Origin of the sequence: Phytobacter massiliensis JC163, from assembly GCF_000321045.1 — a bacterium.
Classification (GTDB): domain Bacteria; phylum Pseudomonadota; class Gammaproteobacteria; order Enterobacterales; family Enterobacteriaceae; genus Phytobacter_A; species Phytobacter_A massiliensis.
The window spans coordinates 417,278-441,389 of record NZ_HE578947.1 but is presented as its reverse complement, the minus strand read 5'-3'; the positions used below and the strand labels follow the sequence as shown (position 1 = coordinate 441,389).

Sequence of the window (24,112 nt, the reverse complement as noted above, 5' to 3'; positions counted from 1 at the left end):
GATGAAAGACGTCGGCGAACTGATGAAACGGCTGCAACGGATGATGCCAGCCAACACGCAACCGGCCTTTAAAAGCGGCGAAGAGCTCATGGCCTGGCAGAAGGAACAGGGTGAAATTCGTGCCGCCGCTATCGCGCGTGAAAACCGGGCGATGAAGATGCAGCGCACCTTTAACCGCTCCGGCATCCGCCCGCTGCACCAGAACTGTTCGTTTGATAACTATAAAGTGGAGTGCGAAGGCCAGATGCGCGCTCTAAGCCAGGCACGGCAGTATGTGGCGGAGTTTGACGGCAATATCGCCAGCTTTATCTTCGCCGGCAAGCCGGGCACCGGTAAAAACCATCTGGCGGCGGCCATCTGCAATGAGCTGCTGTTACAGGGCAAATCGGTGTTAATCATTACCGTGGCCGATATCATGTCCGCCATGAAAGAGACGTTCGGCAACCGCGAGAGCAGCGAAGAGCAGCTGTTGACCGATCTGAGCAGCGTCGATCTGCTGGTGATCGACGAGATCGGCATGCAGACCGAGTCGCGCTATGAAAAAGTGATCATTAACCAGATCGTCGATCGCCGCTCTTCGTCAAAACGCCCGACCGGCATGTTAACCAACAGCAACCTGGATGAAATGAACAAGCTGTTAGGCGAGCGGGTCATGGACCGCATGCGGCTGGGCAACAGTCTGTGGGTGAATTTCAACTGGGACAGCTACCGTAGCCGCGTTACCGGCAAAGAGTATTAATCCCCCTTCCCTGTCGCGTCACGAAATGGCCGCTAACAGTTGCGACAGGGATCAAACATCCCGCTATCTAAACCAATTCCTAATAACAGCGCAAAAACGTGACGCTACAATTGCAGCTAAATGACATCGCAATTACAGTGTATTTCCTGCTAAAAAGACCAAACGCTGGCCCTGCGCCAGCGGCGCTGAGGAATGCCGGTTGTCCGAGTTACTTTCAATTATTCTCTTTCTCGCTTCCGTGGCGATTTATGCCTGGAAAGGGGGACGCAATACCTGGTGGTTCACCGCAATTTTGCTGGTGCTGGGCTTTTTCGTCCTATTAAACATCACCCTGTACGCCAGCAGCTATTTTACCGGCGACGGCATTAATGACGCGGTTCTCTATACCTTAACCAACAGCCTGACCGGCGCGGGGATCGGCAAATATCTGCTGCCCGGCGCGGGTCTTTTGCTGGCGCTGGTGGCGGTGTTCGTCGCCCTCGGCTGGGTGCTGCGTCGCCGCCGTCACCTTCCGTACCACTTTGGCTACAGCCTGCTGGCGCTGCTGCTGGCGTTAGGGTCGGTGGATGCCAGCCCGGCGTTTCGTCAGATAACCGAGCTGGTGAAATCCCAGACGCGCGAAGGCGATCCCGATTTCCCCGTTTACTATAAGCAACCGGCGAAAACGATCCCCAACCCCAAACTCAACCTGGTGTATATCTACGGCGAAAGTCTTGAGCGCACCTATTTTAATAACGATGCCTTTCCCGGCCTGACGCCGGAGCTTGGCGCGTTAAAAGACCAGGGGCTGGATTTCACGCAAACCGAGCAGCTTCCCGGCACGGATTACACCATCGCCGGAATGGTCTCTTCCCAGTGCGGCATTCCGCTGTTTGCCCCCTTTGAAGGCAACGCGTCCGCGTCGATGTCGAGCTTTTTCCCGCAGAATGTCTGTCTGGGCGACATCCTGAAAAACTCCGGCTACAGCAACTATTTTATTCAGGGCGCTAACTTACGCTTCGCCGGTAAAGATGTATTCCTTAAGTCGCACGGCTTTGACCACCTTGTGGGGGCCGAAGAGCTGAAAACCGTGGTCAGCGACCCGGCTTACCGTAACGACTGGGGTTTTTACGACGACACGGTACTCGACGAGGTGTGGAAGAAGTACGAAGAGTTGTCCCGTTCCGGCCAGCGTTTTTCGCTGTTTGCGCTGACCGTCGATACCCATCATCCGGACGGGTTTGTTTCCCGCAGCTGCGAGCGTAAAAGCTATGCGTTCGACGGCAAACCTAACCAGTCCTTTAGCGCGGTGACCTGTAGCCAGCAGCATATCGCCGCCCTGATTAACAAAATCAAAGCCTCGCCGTGGTTTAAAGACACGGTGATTGTGGTGTCGTCGGACCATCTCGCCATGAACAACACGGCGTGGAAGTACCTGAACAAAGAAGACCGCAAAAACCTCTTCTTCGTTCTGCGCGGCGACGAGCCCCAGCAGGAGACGCTGGCGGTTAAGCGCAGCACCATGGATAACGGCGCGACGGTGCTGGATATGCTGGGCGGCGATAACTACCTGGGTCTGGGCCGCAGCAGCCTCTCCGGCCAGTCGCTCTCCGGCGAATTCCTCAATATGAAAGAGAAGATCCTCGCCTGGAAGCCGGACATCATTCGCCTGTGGAACTTCCCGAAAGAGATGAAGGATTTCACCATCGATCGGGAGAAGAAAACCATCGCCTTCTCGGGCAGCAAGTTCCGCCTGCCGCTGCTGGTGCGCGTCTCAAGTAAACGCGTGGAGCCGCTGCCGGAGAGCGAGTACTCCGCGCCGCTGCGCTACCAGCTTGCCGATTTCGCCCCGCGCGATAACTTCGTCTGGGTCGATCAGTGCTACAAAATGGCCCGTCTGTGGGCGCCTGAGCTGGCGCTCTCCACCGGCTGGTGTGTATCCCAGGGCCAGCTTGGCGGCCAGCAAACGGTACAGGCGGTGGATAAAGCGCAGTGGACGGGGAAAACCGCATTCCGGGATACGGTCATCAGCACCGACCGCTACAAGCAGAACGTCGACAGGCTGAAAATCGTCGATGACGATATTCGCTATAAAGCTGACAGCTTCGTCTTTAACGTGGCGGGCGCGCCGGAAGAGGTGAAGAAGTTCAGCGGTATCTCCCGCCCGGAAAGCTGGGGCCGCTGGTCCAACGCGCAGCTTGGCAACGAGGTGACCATCGAATTTAACGACCCGCTGCCGGAGACGTTCGATCTGGTGATCACCGCGAAAGCCTACGGCCCCAATGCCAACCGGCCGGTGCCAGTGCGTGTGGGTAACGAAGAGCAGACGCTGACGCTGGGGAATGATGTCTCCACCACCACGCTGCGCTTCGCTAACCCGACGCACAGCAATAAGCTGGTGATTGTACCGCCGGACCCGCAGTCCACTAACGAGGGGAATATTCTTGGCCACTCCCCGCGTAAGCTTGGCATCGGCATGGTAGAGATTAAAGTGGTGAAAACCGAAGGGTAAACGGGGCGTTTTTCCCGGATGCGGCAGGATGCCTTATCCGGGCTACGGGACTGAGTCGCATGTTCCCCTCACCCTGACCCTCTCCCCAAAGGGGAGAGGGGATTGATATGTAGCCCGGTAAGCAGCGCACCCGGGAATATCCCGGGCGCGTTTTTATCAGAAGGTTTCCCAGTTATCGCCTGAATCCGTTACCGCGCTCTTACGCAGCAGCACCGGCGAAACCGCCGGTTTTGCGGCGACGGCTGCCGTCTCAGGGCGCGGTTCACGACGGGTACGGAACACCGCGACGGCCTGGGTCAGGCGGCTCGCCTGCTCTTCCAGCGCGGCGGCCGCGGCGGCGGACTCTTCCACCAGCGAGGCGTTCTGCTGCGTCACGCGATCCATTTCAGCCACCGCCAGACCTACCTGGTCGATACCACGGCTCTGCTCATCAGAAGCAGAGGCGATTTCGCCCATGATATCGGTCACGCGGGTAACGGCGTTGACGATTTCGTCCATGGTTTCACCGGCGCTCTCTACCAGCGTAGAGCCCAGCTCAACGCGGCCAACGGAGTCTTCAATCAGGCTCTTAATCTCACGGGCCGCCTGGGCACTGCGCTGCGCCAGGTTACGTACTTCCCCCGCGACCACGGCAAAGCCGCGGCCCTGTTCGCCTGCGCGCGCGGCTTCTACCGCGGCGTTCAGCGCCAGGATGTTGGTCTGGAAGGCAATGCCGTCGATCACGCTGATAATATCGGCGATTTTCTGCGAACTGGCGGTAATATCGCGCATGGTCTGCACCACATTATCCACCACTTTACCGCCCTTCTGCGCCGTTTCCGAGGCGCTCAGCGCCAGATGGCTGGCCTGACGGGCGTTTTCGGCGTTCTGTTTCACCGTCGCCGTCAGCTCTTCCATACTGGCTGCCGTCTCCTCCAGCGAGGCCGCCTGCTGCTCGGTACGGGAGGAGAGATCGTTATTGCCAGCGGAGATTTCGCTCGCGCCGCTGTAGATAGCGTCTGCGCCGCTGCGCACATCGCCAACGGTGCGTACCAGCTCGCTCTGCATATGGCGCAGGCTATCGGCCAGCTGGCCCATCTCATTGGTGCCTTCAACGTTGATACGCTGTTCAAGGTCGCCGCCTGCGATATGACGAATGTTTTCGATCAGGTGGTTCAGCGGCGCGATCATCACCCGTTTGATACCCAGCCACACGAGGACGATAACCGCCAGCACCACCAGCAGCACGCTGATGACGATCCACAGCGCGGTGTTGTACGAGCTGTTGCTGTCGCTTACCGCCAGGGCGTACAGGCGATCGTTTTGCTGCAGATAGTCAACATACGGCTTCTCGAAATTGTCCTGGAAGCTTTGCGTCGGCTGGTCAAAGAACGCATTGATTTTACCTTCGCCCAGCAGTTGAATAAGCTCCGCCAGCGCGTTGTGGTAAATATCGTAGTTGCGTTTAATCTCTGCGGCCGCCGCTTCACTCTGGCGCGGATCGCGCGGCAGTGACTGGTATTCATTCCAGTGCTTTTCCGCCACGTTGAGCAGGCCGCTGGCGGTCTGCATCAGTTCGTTCACCGTCGCGCCGCTGCCGATGTTGTTCTGATCCATCATGTAACGGATCCCGGCGCGGTTCAGGGTATTTCGCGTCTGCAACAGCGCGACCCAACTGGCGTTGAGCGTTGACTGCTGCTGGCGAATGGTTTGCAGTACGGTGAAGTTTTCTTTGTCGTTCTTGATGGCGTTGAAGAACAAGCCGCCAGAGGTGAGTTGTAAAAGACCAAATAATCCCAACACCAGAAATAAGCTGGTGACAAGTTTAATACGATTTAACATGTTTTCTGTTTCCTTTAACCCGGTAACAGTTTTTCGGCCTGGAGCGGCAAAACTTTAAAAGAAACTGTGCTTAAAAACGGCGGCTTTGCTGCACAATATACCGCTCTTACCTGCGCGCTCAGGGGATAAGTTGCTGTTTATCTACCGCTTATCGCGTGATCGAGGTCACATTTCTACTGCCGCTTAGCCGCGTATAAAACCGCTTAGCGACCTGGACAACCGCTTACCCCCCTTTTTCCTGCCGCTTAGCCAACTCCTCCCCTTTTGACGCTTGAAATTTGTCATGATCGTCGCCAGCAAGGTCAACTTTTAACCCTTCAACTCCGATTTCATTCTTCTTGATGATCAGGTCTGATATGGATACTAAAAAACTACTCAAACACATACCCTGGATGCTGCTTGGCATCCTCGGCGCGTTCTGCCTGTCCGTGATAGCGTTACGTCGCGGCGAGCATGTCAGCGCGCTGTGGATCGTCGTCGCCTCCGTTTCGGTTTACCTCGTGGCGTATCGCTATTACAGCCTTTACATCGCGCAAAAGGTCATGAAACTCGACCCGACGCGCGCCACGCCAGCGGTGATTAACAACGACGGCCTGAACTATGTGCCGACCAACCGCTACGTGCTGTTCGGCCACCACTTCGCCGCTATCGCAGGCGCAGGCCCGCTGGTAGGGCCGGTACTGGCCGCCCAGATGGGCTACCTGCCGGGTACGCTCTGGCTGCTGGCGGGCGTAGTGCTGGCAGGCGCGGTACAGGACTTTATGGTGCTGTTTATCTCTTCCCGCCGTAACGGCGCCTCCTTAGGCGAGATGGTGAAAGAAGAGATGGGCCGCGTCCCTGGCACCATCGCCCTGTTCGGCTGCTTCTTAATCATGATCATCATCCTCGCCGTGCTGGCGCTGATCGTGGTGAAAGCGCTGGCGGAAAGCCCGTGGGGCGTCTTTACCGTCTGCTCCACCGTGCCAATTGCGCTGTTTATGGGCATTTACATGCGCTTCCTGCGCCCTGGCCGCGTTGGGGAAGTGTCGGTAATTGGTATCGTGCTGCTGGTGGCCTCTATCTACTTCGGCGGCGTGATTGCCCACGACCCGTACTGGGGCCCGGCGCTGACCTTTAAAGACACCACCATTACCTTCGCGCTGATTGGCTACGCGTTTATCTCCGCGCTGCTGCCGGTGTGGCTGATCCTCGCCCCGCGCGACTATCTGGCGACCTTCCTGAAAATCGGCGTTATCGTTGGCCTGGCGCTGGGGATTGTTATCCTCAACCCGGAACTGAAAATGCCGGCGATTACCCAGTACATTGACGGCACCGGCCCGCTGTGGAAAGGCGCCCTGTTCCCGTTCCTGTTTATCACCATCGCCTGCGGCGCCGTTTCCGGTTTCCATGCGCTGATTGCCTCCGGCACCACCCCGAAACTGCTGGCGTCCGAAACCGATGCCCGCTTTATCGGCTACGGCGCGATGCTGATGGAGTCCTTCGTGGCGGTGATGGCGCTGGTGGCGGCATCGATTATCGAACCGGGCCTCTACTTTGCAATGAACACCCCGCCTGCCGGTCTGGGCATCACCATGCCGAACCTGCATGAGCTGGGCGGCGACAACGCGGCGATGATCCTGGCGCAGCTGAAAGACGCCAGCACGCACGCGGCGGCCACCGTCAGCTCCTGGGGCTTTGTGATCTCCCCTGAGCAGATCATGCAGACGGCGAAAGATATCGGTGAACCGTCGGTGCTCAACCGTGCGGGCGGCGCGCCAACGCTGGCCGTAGGTATTGCCCACGTCTTCCACAAGATCATGCCGATGGCGGACATGGGCTTCTGGTATCACTTCGGTATTCTGTTTGAAGCGCTGTTCATTCTGACCGCACTGGATGCGGGCACCCGCGCAGGCCGCTTTATGCTGCAGGACCTGCTGGGCAACTTCGTACCGTTCCTCAAGAAAACCGACTCGCTGGTGGCGGGCGTCATCGGTACTGCGGGCTGCGTGGGCCTGTGGGGCTACCTGCTCTATCAGGGCGTGGTCGACCCGCTGGGCGGCGTGAAGAGCCTGTGGCCGCTGTTCGGTATCTCTAACCAGATGCTGGCCGCCGTGGCGCTGGTGCTTGGCACCGTGGTACTTATCAAAATGCAGCGCACGAAATACATTTGGGTCACCGTCGTGCCTGCTCTGTGGCTGCTGCTCTGCACCACCTGGGCGCTGGGGCTTAAACTGTTCAGCAGCAACCCGCAGCTGGAAGGCTTCTTCTTTATGGCTAACCAGTATAAAGCGAAGATTGCCGCTGGCGGCGCGGACCTCACCGCTCAGCAGATTGCCAACATGAACCATATCGTGGTGAACAACTACACCAACGCGGGCCTGAGCATTCTGTTCCTGGTGGTGGTGTACAGCATCATCTTCTACGGCATCCAGACCTGGCTGAAAGTACGCAATAACACCGTGCGCACCGACAAAGAGACGCCGTATGTGCCGGTGCCGGAAGGCGGCGTGAAGACCTCTTCACACCATTGATCCGCACTCCCCCCTCTCCCATTGGGAGAGGGCCGGGGTGAGGAGAACACAAGCCCAGCGAGCTCATGCGCCGGGCTTTTTCTTATCAGGATGGATTATGTTTGGTAACTTAGGTCAGGCAAAAAAATACCTCGGCCAGGCGGCGAAAATGCTGATTGGCATCCCGGATTATGACAACTATGTTGAGCATATGAAGATTAACCACCCGGATAAACCGTACATGACCTACAGCGAATTTTTCCGCGAACGCCAGGAAGCGCGCTACGGCGGCAGTGGCGAAGGCGGCGTACGCTGTTGCTAGGAGTGAAAATGACCCCCATTGCAGTGACCCTTCTCACCGGTTTTTTGGGCGCGGGCAAAACCACCCTCCTGCGCCACATCCTCAACGAACAACACGGCTTTAAAATCGCCGTTATCGAAAACGAGTTTGGCGAGGTCTCCGTCGACGATCAGTTAATTGGCGATCGCGCCACCCAGATCAAGACTCTCACCAACGGCTGCATCTGCTGCACCCGCTCTAACGAACTGGAAGACGCGCTGCTGGACCTGCTCGACAGCCTGGATCGCGGCGATATCGCCTTTGACCGGCTGGTGATTGAGTGCACCGGCATGGCTGACCCCGGCCCGATTATTCAGACCTTTTTCTCCCATGAGATCCTTTGCCAGCGCTACCTGCTGGACGGTGTGGTCGCGCTGGTGGATGCCGTTCACGCCGACGAACAGATGAACCAGTTCACCATCGCCCAGTCGCAGGTGGGCTATGCCGACCGTATTCTGCTGACCAAAACAGACGTGGCGGGCGACAGTGAAAAACTGCGCGAACGGCTGGCTCGCATCAACGCCCGCGCGCCGGTTTACACCGTGACCCACGGCGATATCGATCTGGCGTATCTGTTTAATACCAACGGCTTTATGCTGGAAGAGAACATTGCCCCGAAGCCGCGTTTTCACTTTATCGCCGACAAACAAAACGATGTCTCGTCGATTGTGGTGGAACTGGACTACCCGGTGGATATCAGCGCCGTTTCCCGGGTGATGGAAAACCTGCTGCTGTCGTTTGCCGATAAGCTTTTGCGCTACAAAGGGATGCTGTGGATTGACGGCGAGCCCAACCGCCTGCTGTTTCAGGGCGTGCAGCGCCTCTACAGCGCCGACTGGGATCGCCCGTGGGGAGAGGAGCCGCCGCACAGCACGATGGTGTTTATCGGCATTCAGCTGCCGGAGCAGGAGATTCGCGACGCCTTCGCCGGGCTGAAAACCGCAGCGGCGCAGGGGTAAGCATTCGGCAATGCTATGCTTTTCAAAGGCCCGTTAACAAGGAGGAGCCATGAAAGAGAGCATTCGCGGAATCGACCATATCGGCATTACCGTCCCGGATATTGACGCCGCCACCGATTTTCTTCGCGCCGCGCTGGGCGCGGAGCTGATTTATGAATCGGTGGGGCTGAATGACGAAAGTCCGGATGAAGAGGCGCAGCAAAAAACGCTGGGTCTGACGCCGGGCACGGTGGTGCAGGCGGTAAGAATGCTGAAGCTGCATCACGGCCCCGGCATCGAGCTTTTTCAGATGCGCGGCCCGTCTCAGCGGGAGCCGCTACGCGCCAATGACTACGGCCTGCAGCATTTCGCGGTCTACTGCGACGATATCAACGCCGCGCTGGACCGCTTCTCCACGGCAGGCGGCGAAGTTTTCACCCAGCCCCAGCCGCTGGGATTCCCCACGGAAAAGGGGGCAGACAACGCCTTCTGCTATGGCCGCGCCCCCTGGGGCACGATTATTGAATTTATCACCACGCCCTCGCCAATGCCCTATGAGCAACAGACGCCGCTCCGCAGGTGGAAGCCCTGACAGAAATCAAGGGCAGACAAACACTAAACCTTCCCCTCCTGCACGTCCGCCAGCGCGATAACGTTTTCTGCGTCGGCGGGCTCGGTCAGCGGTTCGGCATAAAGCGCCACCCGCTCATGCTCAAAATCCCGGTGCGACAGTTCCAGCTTCGGCAGCTCGCGGTTGACCTTTTCGGACAGCTTGCCGAAGCGCTCGACTTTGCCGTACAGCCCCTGTTTGCCCACCAGCGACGTTACCGTGTCGTTGTACTGGTTACTGGCGGTGGTCAGCGTGCCGCCCAGCTTGCTTAAGCGGTCGGCCACCAGGCAGACGTTGTTGAAAATCTCCCCGGCGCGTTCGCTGATCTCCCGCGCTTCGCTGTTGCTACGCTCAATCATCCACAGGTTAGAGACGGTGCGCAAAATAGGGATAAGCGTGGTGTGCGACACCAGCACTATCCCCTTGCGATAGCCGTATTCAAACAGCCCTTTACTGGTTTTAAGCGCTTCAATGTAGGCCGCTTCGATGGGCATAAACATCAGCACGAAGCTGGGGCTGCGAATGCCCGCCAGGCTGGTGTAATCCTTCGAAGCCAGGTCGTCGATATGGCGGCGCACCGACATAATATGGTCGTCCATCGCCCGCTGCTGCTCGTCCGGCGTCTGGGCCGAGCAGGCGCGATCATAAGCGTTCAGGGAGACTTTGCTGTCGATAATGATGTGCTTATTATCCGGCAGGCGGATCAGGTAGTCGGTCTGCTTGCGGCGGCCCTCTTCGTCCCGGAAGGCGCTCTGGACTTCATAATGCGTATCTTCCACCAGCCCGCTCATCTCCAGCGTACGCCTGAGCTGCGCCTCGCCCCACGCCCCCCGCTGCTGGGAATCGCCCTTCAGCGCCGTGGTCAGGTTGTTCGCCTCGGCGCTCATCTGCAGCCCGATATCGAGCACCTTTTTAATTTCCGCATTCAGCCACGCGTTGCCGCGAATAGAGGCGTCGTGCACTTCGTTAACCCGCTTTTGAAAGCCTTCAATCTGCTCGCGGAACGGCTTAAGCATATCGTCGAGGCTGTGTTTACTGGTGGCGGTGAAGGTTTTGCCCTTCTCTTCGAAAATCTTGTTGGCGATGTTTTCAAACTGCTGCGCCAGCGTTTTTTTGCTCTCTTCTAGGTTGGCGAACTGCTCGCGGAAGCTCTCTTCCCGCTGCGTGAGGGTGGTTTTCAGCTCGGTATAATCATGGTCGAGTTCGCTGGTCAGGCGGCGCTCCTCTTCCAGCAGCGTTTCGGTCTTTGCCAGCCGCGCCTTATACTCATCAATACGTTCGCTCAGGCCGCGCAGGTTCTGGCGCAGGGCGCTGACGTCAATGTCCAGCTGATGTTTGTCATCGCTCAGCGCGGCCAGCCTCTGGGTAAAACGTTGCTGGGTGATAAACCAGCCCACGATACCGCCCAGCACGGCGGCGAACACGGCGATGGCGAAAGTAAGCATCATCTCAGGTAATCCTTTATGGCATTTTTAGCGCCTACCATACCCCCGGTGAATGAAGATGCAAATAGCATTGCTTACAAACGGCCTGCGGCGGCGCCCCTGTTGCGCACCCGGTTCCACGTTGAAAACTAAGCGAAACCTGGCGTCGGGCTCTATGCTTAAACCATGAACAAGCTCACAGAACTTAAACGCGCCAAGCGGCTGGCGCTCTCTTTACTGCTTATCGCGGCGGCAACCTTTGTCGTCACGCTGTTTCTGCCGCCCAATTTCTGGGTCAGCGGCGTAAAGGCCATCGCCGAAGCGGCCATGGTCGGCGCGCTGGCGGACTGGTTTGCCGTGGTGGCGCTGTTTCGCCGCGTCCCTATTCCCTTTATTTCCCGCCATACGGCGATTATCCCCCGCAATAAAGACCGTATCGGCGACAATCTCGGCCAGTTCGTGCAGGAGAAGTTTCTCTATACCCAGTCGCTGGTGGCGCTGATTCAACGCCACCAGCCCGCGCAGATGATTGGCGTCTGGTTCAGCCAGCCGGATAATGCCCGCCGCGTTGGGCAGCATCTGTTGCAGGTGATGAACGGTTTTATGGAGCTGGCGGACGACACGCGCATTAAAAACCTGCTCAAACGGGCGGTGCACCGGGCTATTGATAAAGTGGACCTCACCCAGACCAGCGCCGCCATGCTGGAAAGCATGACCAAAAACCAGCGTCATCAGGCACTGCTCGACGCCCTGATCGGCCAGATGATCCAGCTGCTGCAAAAGGAGAGCAGCCGGACGTTTATCGCCGCCCAGATAGTGCGCTGGCTTAAAACAGAACACCCGCGTAAGGCAAAGATCCTGCCTACCGAATGGCTGGGCGAACAGAGCGCGGAGATGGTCACGCGGGCGGTGAATACCCTGCTTGATGATGTCAGCCACGACAGCGCGCATCAGATCCGTCGCACCTTCGACCGGGCGACGCTTAAGCTTATCGATAACCTGAAAACCGACCCGGAGATGGCTGCCAGAGCCGATAATATCAAGCGCTATCTGAAAGAGGATGAAGCGTTTAACCGCTACCTGGGCGAGATGTGGGGCGATCTGCGCAACTGGATGAAGAGCGATATGCAGGCGGAGGATTCGCGCATCAAACAGCGCATTACCGAGGCGGGGATGTGGTTTGGCGAAACGTTAGTGGCGGATCGGGCGCTGCGCGCCTCGCTCAATGAGCACCTTGAACAGGCGGCGCGCAGCGTTGCTCCTGATTTTGCGGCCTTCCTCACCCGCCATATCAGCGATACGGTGAAAAGCTGGGATGCGCGCGATATGTCGCAGCAGGTGGAGCTCAACATCGGCAAAGACTTACAGTTTATCCGTATTAACGGCACGCTGGTGGGCGGCACCATTGGCCTGCTGCTCTATTTGCTGTCGCAGATCCCGGCGCTGATTGTCCTCTACAACGGATAAAAAATCCCTATCGACATATAATTTTATTCATCGCAGACTATGGCATACCGCTTTTCTATACATGGAGTGAATGATGCCACGGACGCTAAAAGCCGGTTTCGCCGGAACGCTGATTTTCCCCCTGGCGCTGGTGCTGTATGACTTTGCCGCCTATCTCACCACCGACATGATCCAGCCGGGGATCGTCCAGGTGGTGCACGATTTTAACGGCGACGTCAGCCTCGCGCCGCTGTCGGTGAGCCTGTATATGGCAGGCGGAATGGCGCTGCAGTGGGCGCTTGGCCCGCTCTCAGACAGGATTGGCCGCCGCCCGGTGCTGCTTACCGGCGCGCTGGTTTTCACCCTCGCCTGCATCGCCACGCTGTTCGCCACCTCCTTCGAACTGTTCCTTGCCGCGCGTTTTATTCAGGGCACCAGCATCTGCTTTATCTCAACGGTGGGCTACGTCACCGTGCAGGAGGCGTTCGAGCCAACAAAGGCCATTAAGCTGATGTCGCTTATTACCTCGGCGGTGCTGCTGGCCCCGGTGATTGGCCCCCTCGGCGGCGCGGCGCTGATGCATTTTGTCCACTGGAAGGTGATTTTCGCCGTCATTGCCGCGCTGGGCTTTCTGGCCTGGCTGGGGCTGACGCTGGCGATGCCGGAAACGGTGAAAAAGCAGGATCAGCCGATTCGCGCATCAGCCGTGTTGCGCGATTTTCGCGCCGTCTTCCGCAATTCTGTCTTCCAGACCGGCGCGGCGACGCTCGCGCTCTATTATATTCCGCTGATGACGTGGGTTGCCGTCTCGCCGGTGATTTTGATTGACGCAGGCGGCATGACCACCGCCGAATTCGCCTGGGCGCAGGTGCCGGTATTCGGCGCGCTGATTGCGGCCAATATTGTGATGATGCGCTTTGTGAAAGACCCCACCGATCCGCGCTATGTTCGCCGTTCGGTGCCGGTTCAGCTCTGCGGGCTGATCATGCTGATTGCCGGAAATCTGTTTTACCCGCACTTATGGTTATGGTCTGTGGCAGGCACCAGTGTTTATTCGTTCGGCATCGGACTGATTTTCTCAACGTTATTTCGCTTTACGCTCTTCTCCAACGACCTGCCAAAAGGTACGGTCTCCGCGTCGTTGAATATTGTGATATTGAGTACGATGGCCGTTTCCATTGAGGTTGCGCGCTGGCTGTGGTTTTCCGGCGGCGGACGTTTGCCGTTTCATCTGCTGGGAGCGGCGGCAGGTATCGCCGCTATCTTCTGCCTGCTCAGGCTGCTGCGCCAGGTCGCCAGGCAGGAATAACGCCCGGATGCGGCGTTGCCTTATCCGGGCCTGACGTAGCCCGGGTAAGCAGAATGCGCCCCCGGGAGCAGTAAAAGCCCCTACTCAATCACAAAGCGGGTCGCCGCAAAGCGATTTAAAATCAAATGCACCAGCCAGATGAGGGTCAGCGTGCCCAGCAGCGAAACCGTCACCGAGACAATGCGGTAGAGATCGCTGAACACCAGATCGGTGTCCGGGTGCAGGTTCTGGCCGAACATAATGCCAATGGTGGTGACGCTGGAAAAGCCTACCCCTGCGCCAACCTTCTCCATAACGTGAAGCCGCGCGCTGAACGCCAGCCCGAGGCCAATCAGCGGCATCATCAACAGCATATGGCTACTGTGGTTATAGAGAATAAGCTGCACCACCAGAATATAGAGGCAGGCGATCACCACCCCCACCACCCGCCACAGCGAGCTCATGACCGCGCCGCGGTAATGCATAGGGAAGAGGATCAGGATGCCCGCCATCAGCGCCGACAGCGAGTCGCTCAGGTCGCTTACCTGGAAGACGATAAAAATCATCGTCGCCACGCTGCCGGAGAGCAGCGACTCGTGGCGCACGCGGGCGGCGTCTTTCTCAATGCGCGGCGGCGGCTTGCGTGGCTCAACGTCCGGAATGAGGTAGTGCATCAGCGCGCTGAGCGCCACCGCCATGATGCTCGCTTCGATATTGGAAAAAATCAGCGTATGCCAGTCGCTGGTGGGGTAGCTCATAAAGTTGAGCATCGTACTCTGACACACCACGCCGGTGGAGCCGAAGAGAAACAGCGGCCCCTTACTCATAAAGCGAAAACGGGTCACGTACAGGCCAAAGACTACCAGCGTCATGATCACCGGCCACTGGGCCAGCCAGCCGATAATCAGCACCATCTCTACGCAGTTCACCAGCGCGCTGCTGACAAACTGCGTCGCCACGTGGCGGTTAATCACCGGCACCAACGACAGCAGCATAATCGGGTAGACCACATAGAAGACCCCGTAGCTGGTGTTGTAAAAGCTCGACACGCTAAGGGCGATCATCCCGGCAAAGACGATGCGCAGCGTCTGGCGAAAATCGTTCGCGGTGTAGACGATATTGCCGTGGGGAGTGAAGACGCGGGCCAGGGTGTTAATAGACATAATGCAGCCAGCTTACCAGGTGGATCTGCAGCCCGGAGAAGAAGCGGGCGAACGGCCCTTCGCTGTTGTAGAGCTGTACGGTGGCGCGGGCCCCGGTCGGCAGATTTTTCGGCAGCGCCTCGTCGAGGGCCACATGAATGCGCATGCGTTGCGCGTCGCGCACCCAGCGGTTTGAGGTCTGCGGCTCAGAGAGCTCGCCGTTGACCGCCTGCTGCCCCGCCAGCACTCCGGCGTCGCTGCTGGTGACGTGGGCGCGGAACACCTGCCCCGGCAGGGCGTCGAAGACCACTGCCGCATCGGTGCCAGAGTGGGTATGACGCAGGCTCTTTTCCCGAAAATCGGCGACGATATCGGCATTATCATTTACCAGCGCCAGCGCGGCGCTACCGGCGGCAGCATAAAAGCCGGGGCTCAGCTGGAGGTTGCTTACCGTGCCGTCCCGTTCGGCGCGCACCTGCGTCCAGCCGAGGTTAAGCTGCGCCTGCTGCAGGCTGTTCTGATACTTTTGCAGCGTTACGTTGCGGCTGTCGTCCCGCTCGCCGCGCTGGATCACCAGCGCATGGATGGTGGCGTTGAGGTTATTCACCGCCTGAGCGCTCCCCTGCCAGGTGGTACGCACTTTGTCGAGATCCGCTTGGGAGACACTCTGCATCGCGCTGAGGCGCTGGTAGCGGTCAAAGGTCACCTTGTCGTTCTGCGCGGTCAGCTCGGCGGTTTTTAAATTCGCCCGCGCCGCCGCTATTTGCGCGTCCAGCTGCTCATTGTTAAGCCGCGCCTGCGCCAGCGCAATCTGCGCCGCTTCCACCTGGTTGGCGAAAGGGGTAGCGTCCAGCTCAAACAGCAGGTCACCTTTCTTCACCTGGCTGTTGTTCTGCACATGCACCTTCGCCACGTAGCCGGAAACGCGCGAGGAGACCGGCGTTACCACGCGCATCACGGTCGAATCCGGCGTCAGCGGGATCCAGATATCGGCGACGATAAAATAGAGAAACATCAGCAGGAAAGAGGCAATACTGACCCTTACCCAGCGGGCAAATTTTTGTTCTGGCGTCATCATGGTGTCGTTAATCTTTATTATGGCTACGCTTCACGCGTAAATTGCAGGCGATTTGGTTGAGTGTGGCGCTGAAAATCTCCAGGTTCTCTGCCGGAATATTCTGCACGGCTTGCGCCTGGCAGGCTTCAATCACGCAAGCGATCTTCTCCAGCATGGCTACCCCTTCCGGCGTCAGCGCCAGCAGGCGGATGCGCTTGTCGTACGGCGATGTCGTGCGCGCAATCAGCCCCTGTTTTTCCAGCTGTGTGAGGGTGCGCATCAGCGGCGGCAGTTCAATGCCCTGCACCTCCGCCAGTTCGCTCACCGAGACATTATCGCCAAGCTGGCGAAGCTGCATCAGCGCCGTCCAGCCGCACTGGGTCAGCCCGGTATCGGCCAGCGCCGTGTTGACGGTCGCGCGCCACTGGCGTACCACCATCGCCAGCCGCATCCCCAGCGGCCTGCAGGCAAACAGTTCGTCTTCGGTCATAAACCCCTCCTCACAGAGCAGTGAGGAGGTTAATAGTTATTATGGTAAGTATCAAGAAACGGGTGGCGAAAGAGCAAATAATGTGAAAGGCGGCGTTCATCAAGACGCGATGAACTATTCCTGATAGCACGACAGCAAAAATGCCATCATCTCGGTGGCATTTTTGCTGTGGTAGAAACGTACCATTTTGCTATTGAACTCCAGGGCACGTGTCGCCGGGATGCTGACAGGATTGTACCCATGCTTCATTAGCCAGCCATTCATCATATAGCGGCTGGTACGCTTGTTACCGTCGAAAAAGAACTGGAAATAAGCGCCGAACAAAAACATTGCCAGTCCCCCTTCCACCGGGTGAAGCGTTTTAATGATATTGATGCCAGCGGTAAAAATACGGTTCAGTTCCGCTGCTCCGGCCTCTGTAGCAGGCGGAAAATGGGTGCCCAACTCACCCAGGTGAACACGAGCATTGTAATGCACCTCCTCCCCCTCGCCGCGAAAAACGCCCCACTCCAGCGCCTCGTTACGCGCAATGGAAGGTCGATCCAAAATCGCATCACAGTGCGGTCGCCACGCTTAGGGCTGCTTCAACGCATCACCGCATGAGATTGCCCGCAGCCACTCCGCCCGCTGCACCATCAGCGGAATGGCTTTTTCCTGCCAGAAACGCAGGTCCACCATGCCGCTGCTCATACCGCCGCGGCTGAACCGGGGAACGTGTTGATACGCATCGGTAAATTCAGCCACGCCCACCAGCGCCAGCACCAGCTTCTGTAGTTGCCCGCTCAGTTCCTCGCGGGTTGGCGGCAGCGGCAGTCGGGCGGTGGCTTTACGCAGCTCGCGCCACAGCCACGGGTCGCCGCGCAGGCCCCAGCCTGCGTTCTCTACGATAAGTAAATCCCCCACCGTTGCCCAGGATGCGGTCAGCGGTAGGGTGAACTTTTGCTGCTCCAGCGCCAGCAGCGCCGGAAGGAAGCGCTCGCGCCAGTAGTCGGTGTCGACCCACCAGTTGGGGGGAATGGAAGGATGAGGCTGCGACGGCGCCGCCAGTTCGCGTCCGCTGAGGGCGAAAAAGGCGGCGGTGAAGCGCGCCTGCGCGCTCGCGTCGGGGGCCACGCCTTCGTCTTCGCTGAGCAACATCAGCAGATTATCCAGCAGCAGCATATCCGGGTAGGTGAGCGTTGGCGGCTGGTCAGCGACAAGCTTACGCATCAGCTGCGCCAGCGTTCGGCCTGCCGGGTCGAGGACGAAGCGAAGATCTTCCCGCTGGGGGTGGCGCTGCTGCGCGATATCGCAGGCCGTCTGCTGCGCGCTGGTTTTGAGGCTCACATCCGCCCCGGCGCGCAGCAAGCGCCCGACGACGGCCAGATCGGCACCGTGCCAGGCAGCCTGGTGCAGGGCGGAGTAGCCCTTGCCCGGCGAGACATGGTTTACCAGCGTCGGGTGTTGCGCCAGCAGGGCGAATAGCGCCCGCCAGTCGCCGTGGTAAGCGTGGGTCATAAGCTGCTGAGCCGTTGCTGCGTCCATTTTCTCTCCCTACAAAATCTGAATAATCCAGACAGTAATCTTATTATTAACGGATAAACTAACCGTAACGCAAATCACTAAAGCTGCCGCTTATTTACAGCGTAATATGCTGGCTAATATCTAAATAATAGAATCAAACCAACAACCCGCCGTTTAAATTAAAAATAAAGCATTGAAAAAAACCGCGGTAAAATAGATCGGATTTCAAATTAAGCTTATGATTTTAAAACAAAAAGTAATAGCACCTTTAGCCAACCCTTACATTATTGCCATCCGACAATAATGTCGATACATTCAATAACCCCGTTCGGGGAGTTCAAACTATAAAAACACAACATATTATCCAGGGTGAATGTCATGAAAATAACCAAAGATCAGGTGGTTTACGCTATGTCACGCGATAATACACCGGTCGCCACCGTGAGCAGCGGCAGCGAGGTTCTGTTCGAGACCTGCGACTGCTTCTCCGATCAAATCACTTCCGCCGATGCTGTCTTTAATGAGCTGGACTGGCAGCGCATTAATCCGGCCACCGGGCCGGTCTATGTTGAAGGCGCAGAGCCTGGGGATGCGCTCAAGGTCAGCATTAAAAAAATCACCCTGACGGGACAGCAGGCGGTAATGGTAACCGCGCCACAGCTTGGCGTGATCGGTGACGAGCTGGACGCGCCCACGGTGACTATCGTCCCGATTGAAAATGACCATGCCGTATTGCCGGGGAATGTACGCGTGCCGCTCAACCCGATGGTCGGGGTTATCGGCGTTGCCCCCGCTGGCGAAGCTATCTCCTGCGGCACGCCGGATAGCCACGGCGGCAATATGGACTGCAAAATGATTACCGCTGGCAGCACCCTGTGGCTGCCGGTCAACGTGCCCGGCGCGCTGTTCGGGCTGGGGGATTTACACGCCGCGATGGGCGATGGCGAAGTGTCGGTTTGCGGTCTGGAAGTGCCCGGCGAAGTGCTGGTCGAACTCACCGTCGTCAAAAACCGTAAGCTGCCGCTGCCGATGCTCGAAAACAGCGACACCCTCTTTACCCTCGGCTCGGCGAAGACGCTGGATGACGCGGCCAGCATGGCCACCCGCAATATGGCGCATTTTATCGCCGACAATACCTCCCTGACGCTGGCGGAGGCGATCAACGTGCTGAGTATCGCAGGCGACCTGCAAATCTGTCAGGTGGTCGACCCGCTGAAAACCTGCCGCTACGCCTTACCTAAAACGGTGGCCGCGCAGCTCTCCCTGCACATTGAAGGGGAGCAGGCATGAGCGTTGAACAGTTTGGCTATAAGCAGGAGCTGCACCGGGCGCTGACGTTCCGCGATCTGCTGGTTTACGGCATGATCTTTATGGTGCCTATCGCGCCGTTTGGCGTGTTTGGTTACGTGCAGGACGGCGCGCAGGGCATGGTAGCGCTGGCCTATCTCATCGGCATGGTGGCGATGTTCTTTACCGCCATGAGCTACTGGTCGATGTCGCGCGCGTTCCCGGTCTCCGGCTCGGTGTACGCGTATGCCCAGCGCGGTATCCACCCTGTGGTGGGCTTTTTTGCCGGCTGGCTGATCCTGCTGGACTACATCCTGGTGCCGTCACTGCTCTATATCGTCAGCGCCGCCGCGCTGGCGCCGATGCTGCCGGGCGTGCCGGGCTGGCTGTGGATCGTTGGCTTTATCGCCATCAATAGCCTGATCAACCTGCGCGGGATTACCTTCACGGCACGGGCCAATAACACCATCCTGATCGCTGAGATCGTGGTGCTGGCGGTGTTCGTCGTGCTGGGGCTGGTTGCGCTCTACTCCGGCGAGGGCGCCGGTCATCTGACCCTTAACCCGCTCTATAACGCTGAAAAATTCAGCCTGCCGCTGGTGATGGGCGCGGTCTCTATTGCCGTCCTCTCCTTCCTCGGTTTCGACGGGATCTCTACGCTTTCGGAGGAGACCAAAGGCGGGGTGGACACCGTGGGCAAAGCGTCGCTGGGCGCGCTGATGCTGGTCGGGTCGCTGTTTATTCTGCAAACCTGGATCGCCGCCGATCTGGCGCAGGGGATGTCGTTCAGCAGCCTGGATACCGCCTTCTACGACACCGCCAATCTGGCCGGTGGCAGCTGGCTGAAATACGTCACCATGTGGTCAACGGTGATCTCCTGGGGGATCGCTAACGCGCTGGTCGCCCAGGCGGCGGTCTCGCGTATTCTGTTTGCGATGGCGCGCGACAAGCAGCTCCCGCAACTGCTGGCGAAGGTGCACCCACGCCTGAAAACACCTTACGTCAGCACCCTGTTTGTGGCGCTGATTTCGCTGGCTTCCGGCCTCTGGTTCTACGGAGACATTGATAACCTCAGCCGCCTGGTGAACTTTGGCGCGCTGATGGGCTTCCTGGTGCTGCACATTGCCGTCATCAACCATTACCTGATTCGCCATAAGTCGCGCAATCTGGTGATGCACCTGCTGTTCCCGGTGATTGGCCTGTGCATTATCGGCTTTGTTATTTATGAAATGGACCTGCAGGCGAAGGTGCTCGGCCTGAGCTGGCTGGCGGTTGGCGTGGTTTATTACGCCGTTATGCGGCTGGTGCTCAAGCGTAATGTGGAGCTGAAGCTGGACTAGTTCCCTCTCCCGGATGCGGCGTAACGCCTTATCCGGGCTACCCGAACCGTAGCCCGGGTAAGCACACCCGGGAAACGCCTACTCTCCTTTACTCTCCCCGCCGGGAACTAACGACATCGCAATCTGCTGCCTCAGCCACCGGTGCGCCGGGTCACGGTGCAGGCGCTCGTGCCACAGCATCAGCATATCAAACCCGGCAACCGCCACCGGCGGCTCCACTACCGTTAAACCGGCGGCGGCACGCACCAGCCGCTCCGGCAGCACGGCCACCAGATCGCTGTTACGCAGCGCCTCCAGCATAAACAGAAAGTGGGGCACCGACAGTACCACCTGCCGCGAAAGACCGAGGTTCGCCAGCGCGCTGTCCGTGGCCGCGCTAAAACCGCCGCCGTCCGGCGAGACGACCACATGCTCCAGCTTACAGAACTGCGCCAGCGTCGGCCGGCGTTTCAGCGCCGGGTGGTTTAGCCGCCCGGCCAGCACGTACCGTTCGCTAAAGAGCAGCCGCTGATGCAGTGAGGCGGGGGAGCCTTCGCGCAGATGAAAGATTAAATCGACCTCCCCCTGCTCCGCCTGGCGCAGGATCTGCGGCGGGTTGAGTTCAAACACCGCCAGCCGCGTGCCGGGGGCAGCCGCGCGCAGGCGGCCAAGCAGAGGCAGGATCACGGCGGACTCCGTGTAGTCGGTCGCCACAATGCGCCAGGTCTGGCTGGCGCTGGCCGGGTCGAAAGGCCGCACGGCAGAGACCGCGCTCTCCAGCGCGTCCAGCGCCTGGCGCAGCGGCTCGCGCAGTTCAAGGGCGCGGGTGGTGGGCTGCATCCCACGCGGTCCGGGCAGCAGCAGCGGATCGCTGAACACCTCGCGCAGGCGGGCAAGCTGTACGCTGACGGAAGGCTGGGAGAGGTTAAGGCGCTGCGCCGCCCGCGTCACGTTCAGCTCGCTGAGCAGTACATCCAGCGTCATCAGCAGGTTGAGATCGATCTGGCGGAAATTAACCATAACTATACCTGAGATATAAGTAATTAATTTCCACTATACCTGTAACCGCCCTATCGTGAGGCGACTTTTCTTACACAGGTAGATCTCATGAAGGTACTGATAGTTTACGCTCATCCGCAGCCGCACTCGCTCAACGGCGCGCTGAAAGATTTTGCCGTGCAGCATCTGGAAAAGGCCGGGCATCAGGTGCAGGTTTCCGACCTGTACGCCATGCGCTGGAAATCGCAGCTGGACGCCGGCGACAGCCTTGCTCCGCCGGTCGGTGAACACTTTCATCCGTCGCTCGATTCGCAACACGCCTTTGCCAGCGGTCAGCAGAGCGCCGATATCGCCGCCGAGCAGGAGAAATTGCGCTGGGCGGACGCGGTAATTTTCCAGTTCCCGCTGTGGTGGTTCTCTATGCCCGCCATTATGAAAGGCTGGTTCGACCGGGTCTACGCGTATGGTTTTGCCTACGGGGTGGGCGAGCACAGCGACAGCCACTGGGGAGATCGCTATGGCGAAGGGACGTTCGCTGGGAAACGGGCGATGCTGGTGGTGACCACCGGTGGCTGGGCGTCCCACTACGGCCCGCGCGGCATTAACGGCCCGATTGACGATATTCTGTTCCCCATTCAGCACGGCATGCTGTTCTACCCCGGTTTTTCCGTGCTGCCGCCGGTGGTGATTTACCACACCAGCAAGGTAAATGCAGATAACTTATCCACGCACCGTAACGCGCTGGCGCAGCGGCTGGATACCCTCTGGCAGACACAGCCGTTGCCGTTCCGCCTGCAAAATGCCGGGGACTACACCATTCCGGCGCTGACCCTGCGCCCGGATATCGCGCCGGGCGAAGAGGGATTTGCGGTACATTTGCAGGGATAAGGGGTGGGGGTGGAGACGAAAAGAAAAGCAGGGAATCTTAAATGCGAAAAGCTGACGCCATTCTTTCCTGCTCGCTGCGGGAGATATTCAATGTGTTTGCTACCGCTCTCCATTGACTCACGCTTGCCAGTACTTCGCCTTTAATTTTTTCAGCTTGTCTGGCGCTTAGCTGAAAATAGTCGATAACAGACATTGCCAGCGCATAATCGAGGCTGTTTTCAGCCTCGTTAATATTCAGATGCAGTCCATGGGCGTCTGGCACAGGATTAATGTCATAAGCAGGTGATAAAACCCACCCCTTTTCCTGATAAATAAAGCCATGATTCCGTAGGTGATCGTCGCTATTAGATATCGCTATGTTAAATACAATTCGGCGCCATAACTGCGCTAAATCATCTCGTGTTTTCGCGCCCTGCTCTACCAAAAACTGGGCAATTTCCAGATAAGAGGCTTCGTAATCACCATCATAGTAGCCAAGTTGTGTCATGGCAGACGTAAAATGCAGGCGACGCTGCCCCTGTCGATCAAAGCGCTTCGTTAGAAATGTATGGTGGACGTTTTCGTAACGCGTTATTTGGCATTCAGCCATTTCGATGCCCGCCTCAACCGCCAGTCGGTGCGCTAAAAACTCCCATGCCGCTACATCATATCCATCATGACCACTGGGAAACTTAGCAATCCATAAATTATTGTGATCATCGCGGACACTTGCCTTTGGCCGCGCGCCGCCTAACGATGAGCCAGGTGCCATCAATAAAAGAAGCCACTGGAAATATTCGGGCTCATCGTCATTTGCTTTTTCAACTTGCTGCGCCGCAAAAGCCAGTTCTTTAAGGGAGGCCATGGGGGGAGCGGTAAATTTCTGGTTATTATCCAGAAAGGGTCCATCAATAGACTGCCTGAAACGCAAAGCTCCCTGCCGATGAAAATCATGTACGCCTAACAGATAATCAATTTCATTGAGTATTCTGGGACGCCGTTTTTGCTGACGGGCAAGAATAGCCTCCCGGCGCTTCATTAATAACCGCCCCCATCGATCAGGGCAGGAATCCAGAAATACGCGAAAGTTATGGGCATTCTGGCTATGCTGCTCGCCGGACCAGAGTTCCAGGTCGGGATCGATTTTCTGCACAAAAGGCGACACTAACCATGTTTCATCATAACAAAAGCTAAAATGTTCGCCGTTACGGATGGTATCTGACCGTAATTTTCCAATAAGCGTGGGTTGAGAAAATATTTCCCAATCGGCATAAACCCAAACGTCCGTGGCCATACGTCTTACTCCTTTCTCTTCCTGAGTAATGCAATATCCTGTAGCTTGCGGCCAAGCTCATCATCCCTGGCAACGTTCAGCAAATCTTCGACAAGGCCCAGTACACCCAAAACCGAAACGTAGTGACCGATTGCCACGCTGGCATCACCCTGCTCAATCTTGCGGATGGTCATTCGACTCAATCCTGTGCGCTCAGAGAGCATCGTCTGGGTGAGTTTCCTGCGCTTGCAGGCTAATTTTATATTCTCGCCGAGTTGCAACAATACTTTCTGGTTACGAGGAAAGATAACAGGGCTGCGTTTCGCTGAATCACTCATGAACACTATACTTACCAAAATGATAATTAATGGCAATTATAGTGTTCAGCAATGGAAGGGTAAAGTACGCCTGAACAACACTACCCCGCCGCTTTCACCTCGGTCACATACCAAGGCAGATCCCAGGTGCCGCCAGCGCGAATGTAGCGGCACATGCCGGTGGTGGACTCGCTGCTCTGCACAAAGGCTTTGCCGTCCCATACCCACTCGGCGGAGGCCCAGCAGTCGCCGATGCCGCGCCCGCGCTGGCC

At 57.9% G+C, this 24,112-nt stretch carries 22 protein-coding genes; 11 read left to right on the top strand and 11 right to left on the bottom strand.

Annotation, left to right across the window (positions count from 1 at the left end; genetic code table 11):
* Position 1: 1 nt before the first annotated feature.
* Together dnaC and opgB are read left to right on the top strand one after the other, a co-directional pair.
* Positions 2-739 (top strand): replicative helicase loader DnaC, encoded by a 738-nt coding sequence (gene dnaC, locus ENTHG_RS16085; protein WP_044181819.1) that lies wholly within the window; start codon positions 2-4, stop codon positions 737-739.
* A gap of 199 nt (positions 740-938) precedes the next feature.
* Positions 939-3,230, top strand: coding sequence for a phosphatidylglycerol--membrane-oligosaccharide glycerophosphotransferase (opgB, locus tag ENTHG_RS16080; protein WP_044181816.1), 2,292 nt, complete (start codon positions 939-941; stop codon positions 3,228-3,230).
* Positions 3,231-3,386: 156 nt separating this feature from the next.
* On the opposite strand, the gene tsr is transcribed toward opgB, so the two are convergent.
* Positions 3,387-5,051: a methyl-accepting chemotaxis protein gene (tsr, locus tag ENTHG_RS16075; protein ID WP_044181814.1), complete on the bottom strand. Its 1,665-nt coding sequence runs from the start codon at positions 5,049-5,051 to the stop codon at positions 3,387-3,389.
* A 356-nt stretch (positions 5,052-5,407) separates the two neighbouring features.
* Between tsr and ENTHG_RS16070 the strand changes: the two genes are divergently transcribed.
* The 4 genes from ENTHG_RS16070 (at position 5,408) to ENTHG_RS16055 (ending at position 9,410) form a co-directional block, all read left to right on the top strand.
* A complete protein-coding gene (locus tag ENTHG_RS16070; protein WP_044181811.1) occupies positions 5,408-7,561 on the top strand; it encodes a carbon starvation CstA family protein in 2,154 nt (717 codons plus the stop codon).
* A gap of 97 nt (positions 7,562-7,658) precedes the next feature.
* Positions 7,659-7,862, top strand: a complete 204-nt coding sequence (locus ENTHG_RS16065; RefSeq protein WP_044181809.1) for a YbdD/YjiX family protein — start codon at positions 7,659-7,661, stop codon at positions 7,860-7,862.
* Between the two features lie 8 nt (positions 7,863-7,870).
* Positions 7,871-8,839 carry a GTPase gene (yjiA, locus tag ENTHG_RS16060; protein WP_044181807.1) on the top strand — a complete coding sequence of 323 codons (969 nt, stop codon included), beginning with the start codon at positions 7,871-7,873 and terminating at the stop codon, positions 8,837-8,839.
* A gap of 49 nt (positions 8,840-8,888) precedes the next feature.
* Positions 8,889-9,410: a VOC family protein gene (locus ENTHG_RS16055; RefSeq protein ID WP_044181805.1), complete on the top strand. Its 522-nt coding sequence runs from the start codon at positions 8,889-8,891 to the stop codon at positions 9,408-9,410.
* A gap of 23 nt (positions 9,411-9,433) precedes the next feature.
* Here the strand turns inward: ENTHG_RS16055 and ENTHG_RS16050 are convergent, their stop codons facing one another.
* A complete protein-coding gene (locus tag ENTHG_RS16050) occupies positions 9,434-10,876 on the bottom strand; it encodes a DNA recombination protein RmuC (protein ID WP_044181802.1) in 1,443 nt (480 codons plus the stop codon).
* A 162-nt stretch (positions 10,877-11,038) separates the two neighbouring features.
* Between ENTHG_RS16050 and ENTHG_RS16045 the strand changes: the two genes are divergently transcribed.
* On the top strand, positions 11,039-12,319 hold the full coding sequence (locus tag ENTHG_RS16045; protein ID WP_044181799.1) for a DUF445 domain-containing protein: 1,281 nt from the start codon (positions 11,039-11,041) through the stop codon (positions 12,317-12,319).
* Between the two features lie 70 nt (positions 12,320-12,389).
* Entirely contained in the window at positions 12,390-13,607 is a 1,218-nt protein-coding gene (locus ENTHG_RS16040; RefSeq protein ID WP_106403290.1) for an MFS transporter, read from the top strand.
* Between the two features lie 80 nt (positions 13,608-13,687).
* Here the strand turns inward: ENTHG_RS16040 and ENTHG_RS16035 are convergent, their stop codons facing one another.
* From ENTHG_RS16035 to ENTHG_RS24800, 5 genes are all read right to left on the bottom strand, one after another.
* A complete protein-coding gene (locus ENTHG_RS16035; protein ID WP_044181792.1) occupies positions 13,688-14,749 on the bottom strand; it encodes a DUF2955 domain-containing protein in 1,062 nt (353 codons plus the stop codon).
* A complete protein-coding gene (locus ENTHG_RS16030) occupies positions 14,739-15,806 on the bottom strand; it encodes an HlyD family secretion protein (protein ID WP_044181789.1) in 1,068 nt (355 codons plus the stop codon). Before ENTHG_RS16030 ends, ENTHG_RS16035 begins: the two co-directional genes overlap by 11 nt.
* 7 nt (positions 15,807-15,813) lie before the next feature.
* On the bottom strand, positions 15,814-16,275 hold the full coding sequence (locus ENTHG_RS16025) for a MarR family winged helix-turn-helix transcriptional regulator (protein WP_044181787.1): 462 nt from the start codon (positions 16,273-16,275) through the stop codon (positions 15,814-15,816).
* A gap of 114 nt (positions 16,276-16,389) precedes the next feature.
* Complete coding sequence (locus ENTHG_RS16020; RefSeq protein ID WP_237567497.1) at positions 16,390-16,821, bottom strand: Fic family protein; 432 nt, start codon at positions 16,819-16,821, stop codon at positions 16,390-16,392.
* A 27-nt stretch (positions 16,822-16,848) separates the two neighbouring features.
* On the bottom strand, positions 16,849-17,799 hold the full coding sequence (locus ENTHG_RS24800) for an ankyrin repeat domain-containing protein (protein WP_052332727.1): 951 nt from the start codon (positions 17,797-17,799) through the stop codon (positions 16,849-16,851).
* A gap of 357 nt (positions 17,800-18,156) precedes the next feature.
* On the opposite strand from ENTHG_RS24800, the gene ENTHG_RS16010 reads away from it, so the two are divergent.
* Together ENTHG_RS16010 and ENTHG_RS16005 are read left to right on the top strand one after the other, a co-directional pair.
* Positions 18,157-19,068: an acetamidase/formamidase family protein gene (locus ENTHG_RS16010; protein ID WP_044181785.1), complete on the top strand. Its 912-nt coding sequence runs from the start codon at positions 18,157-18,159 to the stop codon at positions 19,066-19,068.
* On the top strand, positions 19,065-20,405 hold the full coding sequence (locus ENTHG_RS16005) for an APC family permease (protein ID WP_044181782.1): 1,341 nt from the start codon (positions 19,065-19,067) through the stop codon (positions 20,403-20,405). Before ENTHG_RS16010 ends, ENTHG_RS16005 begins: the two co-directional genes overlap by 4 nt.
* Positions 20,406-20,483: 78 nt before the next feature.
* Here the strand turns inward: ENTHG_RS16005 and ENTHG_RS16000 are convergent, their stop codons facing one another.
* Positions 20,484-21,404 (bottom strand): LysR family transcriptional regulator, encoded by a 921-nt coding sequence (locus ENTHG_RS16000; RefSeq protein WP_044181781.1) that lies wholly within the window; start codon positions 21,402-21,404, stop codon positions 20,484-20,486.
* Positions 21,405-21,491: 87 nt separating this feature from the next.
* On the opposite strand from ENTHG_RS16000, the gene ENTHG_RS15995 reads away from it, so the two are divergent.
* Positions 21,492-22,271: an NAD(P)H-dependent oxidoreductase gene (locus ENTHG_RS15995; RefSeq protein WP_044181778.1), complete on the top strand. Its 780-nt coding sequence runs from the start codon at positions 21,492-21,494 to the stop codon at positions 22,269-22,271.
* 37 nt (positions 22,272-22,308) lie between these two features.
* Here the strand turns inward: ENTHG_RS15995 and ENTHG_RS15990 are convergent, their stop codons facing one another.
* The 3 genes from ENTHG_RS15990 to ENTHG_RS24385 all read right to left on the bottom strand — a co-directional run.
* The gene (locus ENTHG_RS15990) at positions 22,309-23,544 is read right to left on the bottom strand and encodes a type II toxin-antitoxin system HipA family toxin (protein ID WP_044181775.1); all 1,236 of its coding nucleotides are present in this window, start codon (positions 23,542-23,544) and stop codon (positions 22,309-22,311) included.
* Between the two features lie 5 nt (positions 23,545-23,549).
* Positions 23,550-23,861, bottom strand: a complete 312-nt coding sequence (locus ENTHG_RS15985; protein ID WP_044182520.1) for a helix-turn-helix domain-containing protein — start codon at positions 23,859-23,861, stop codon at positions 23,550-23,552.
* 80 nt (positions 23,862-23,941) lie between these two features.
* Positions 23,942-24,112, bottom strand: a 171-nt coding sequence (locus tag ENTHG_RS24385; RefSeq protein WP_122959182.1) for a DUF1176 domain-containing protein, incomplete at its 5' end; no start/stop codon positions are given.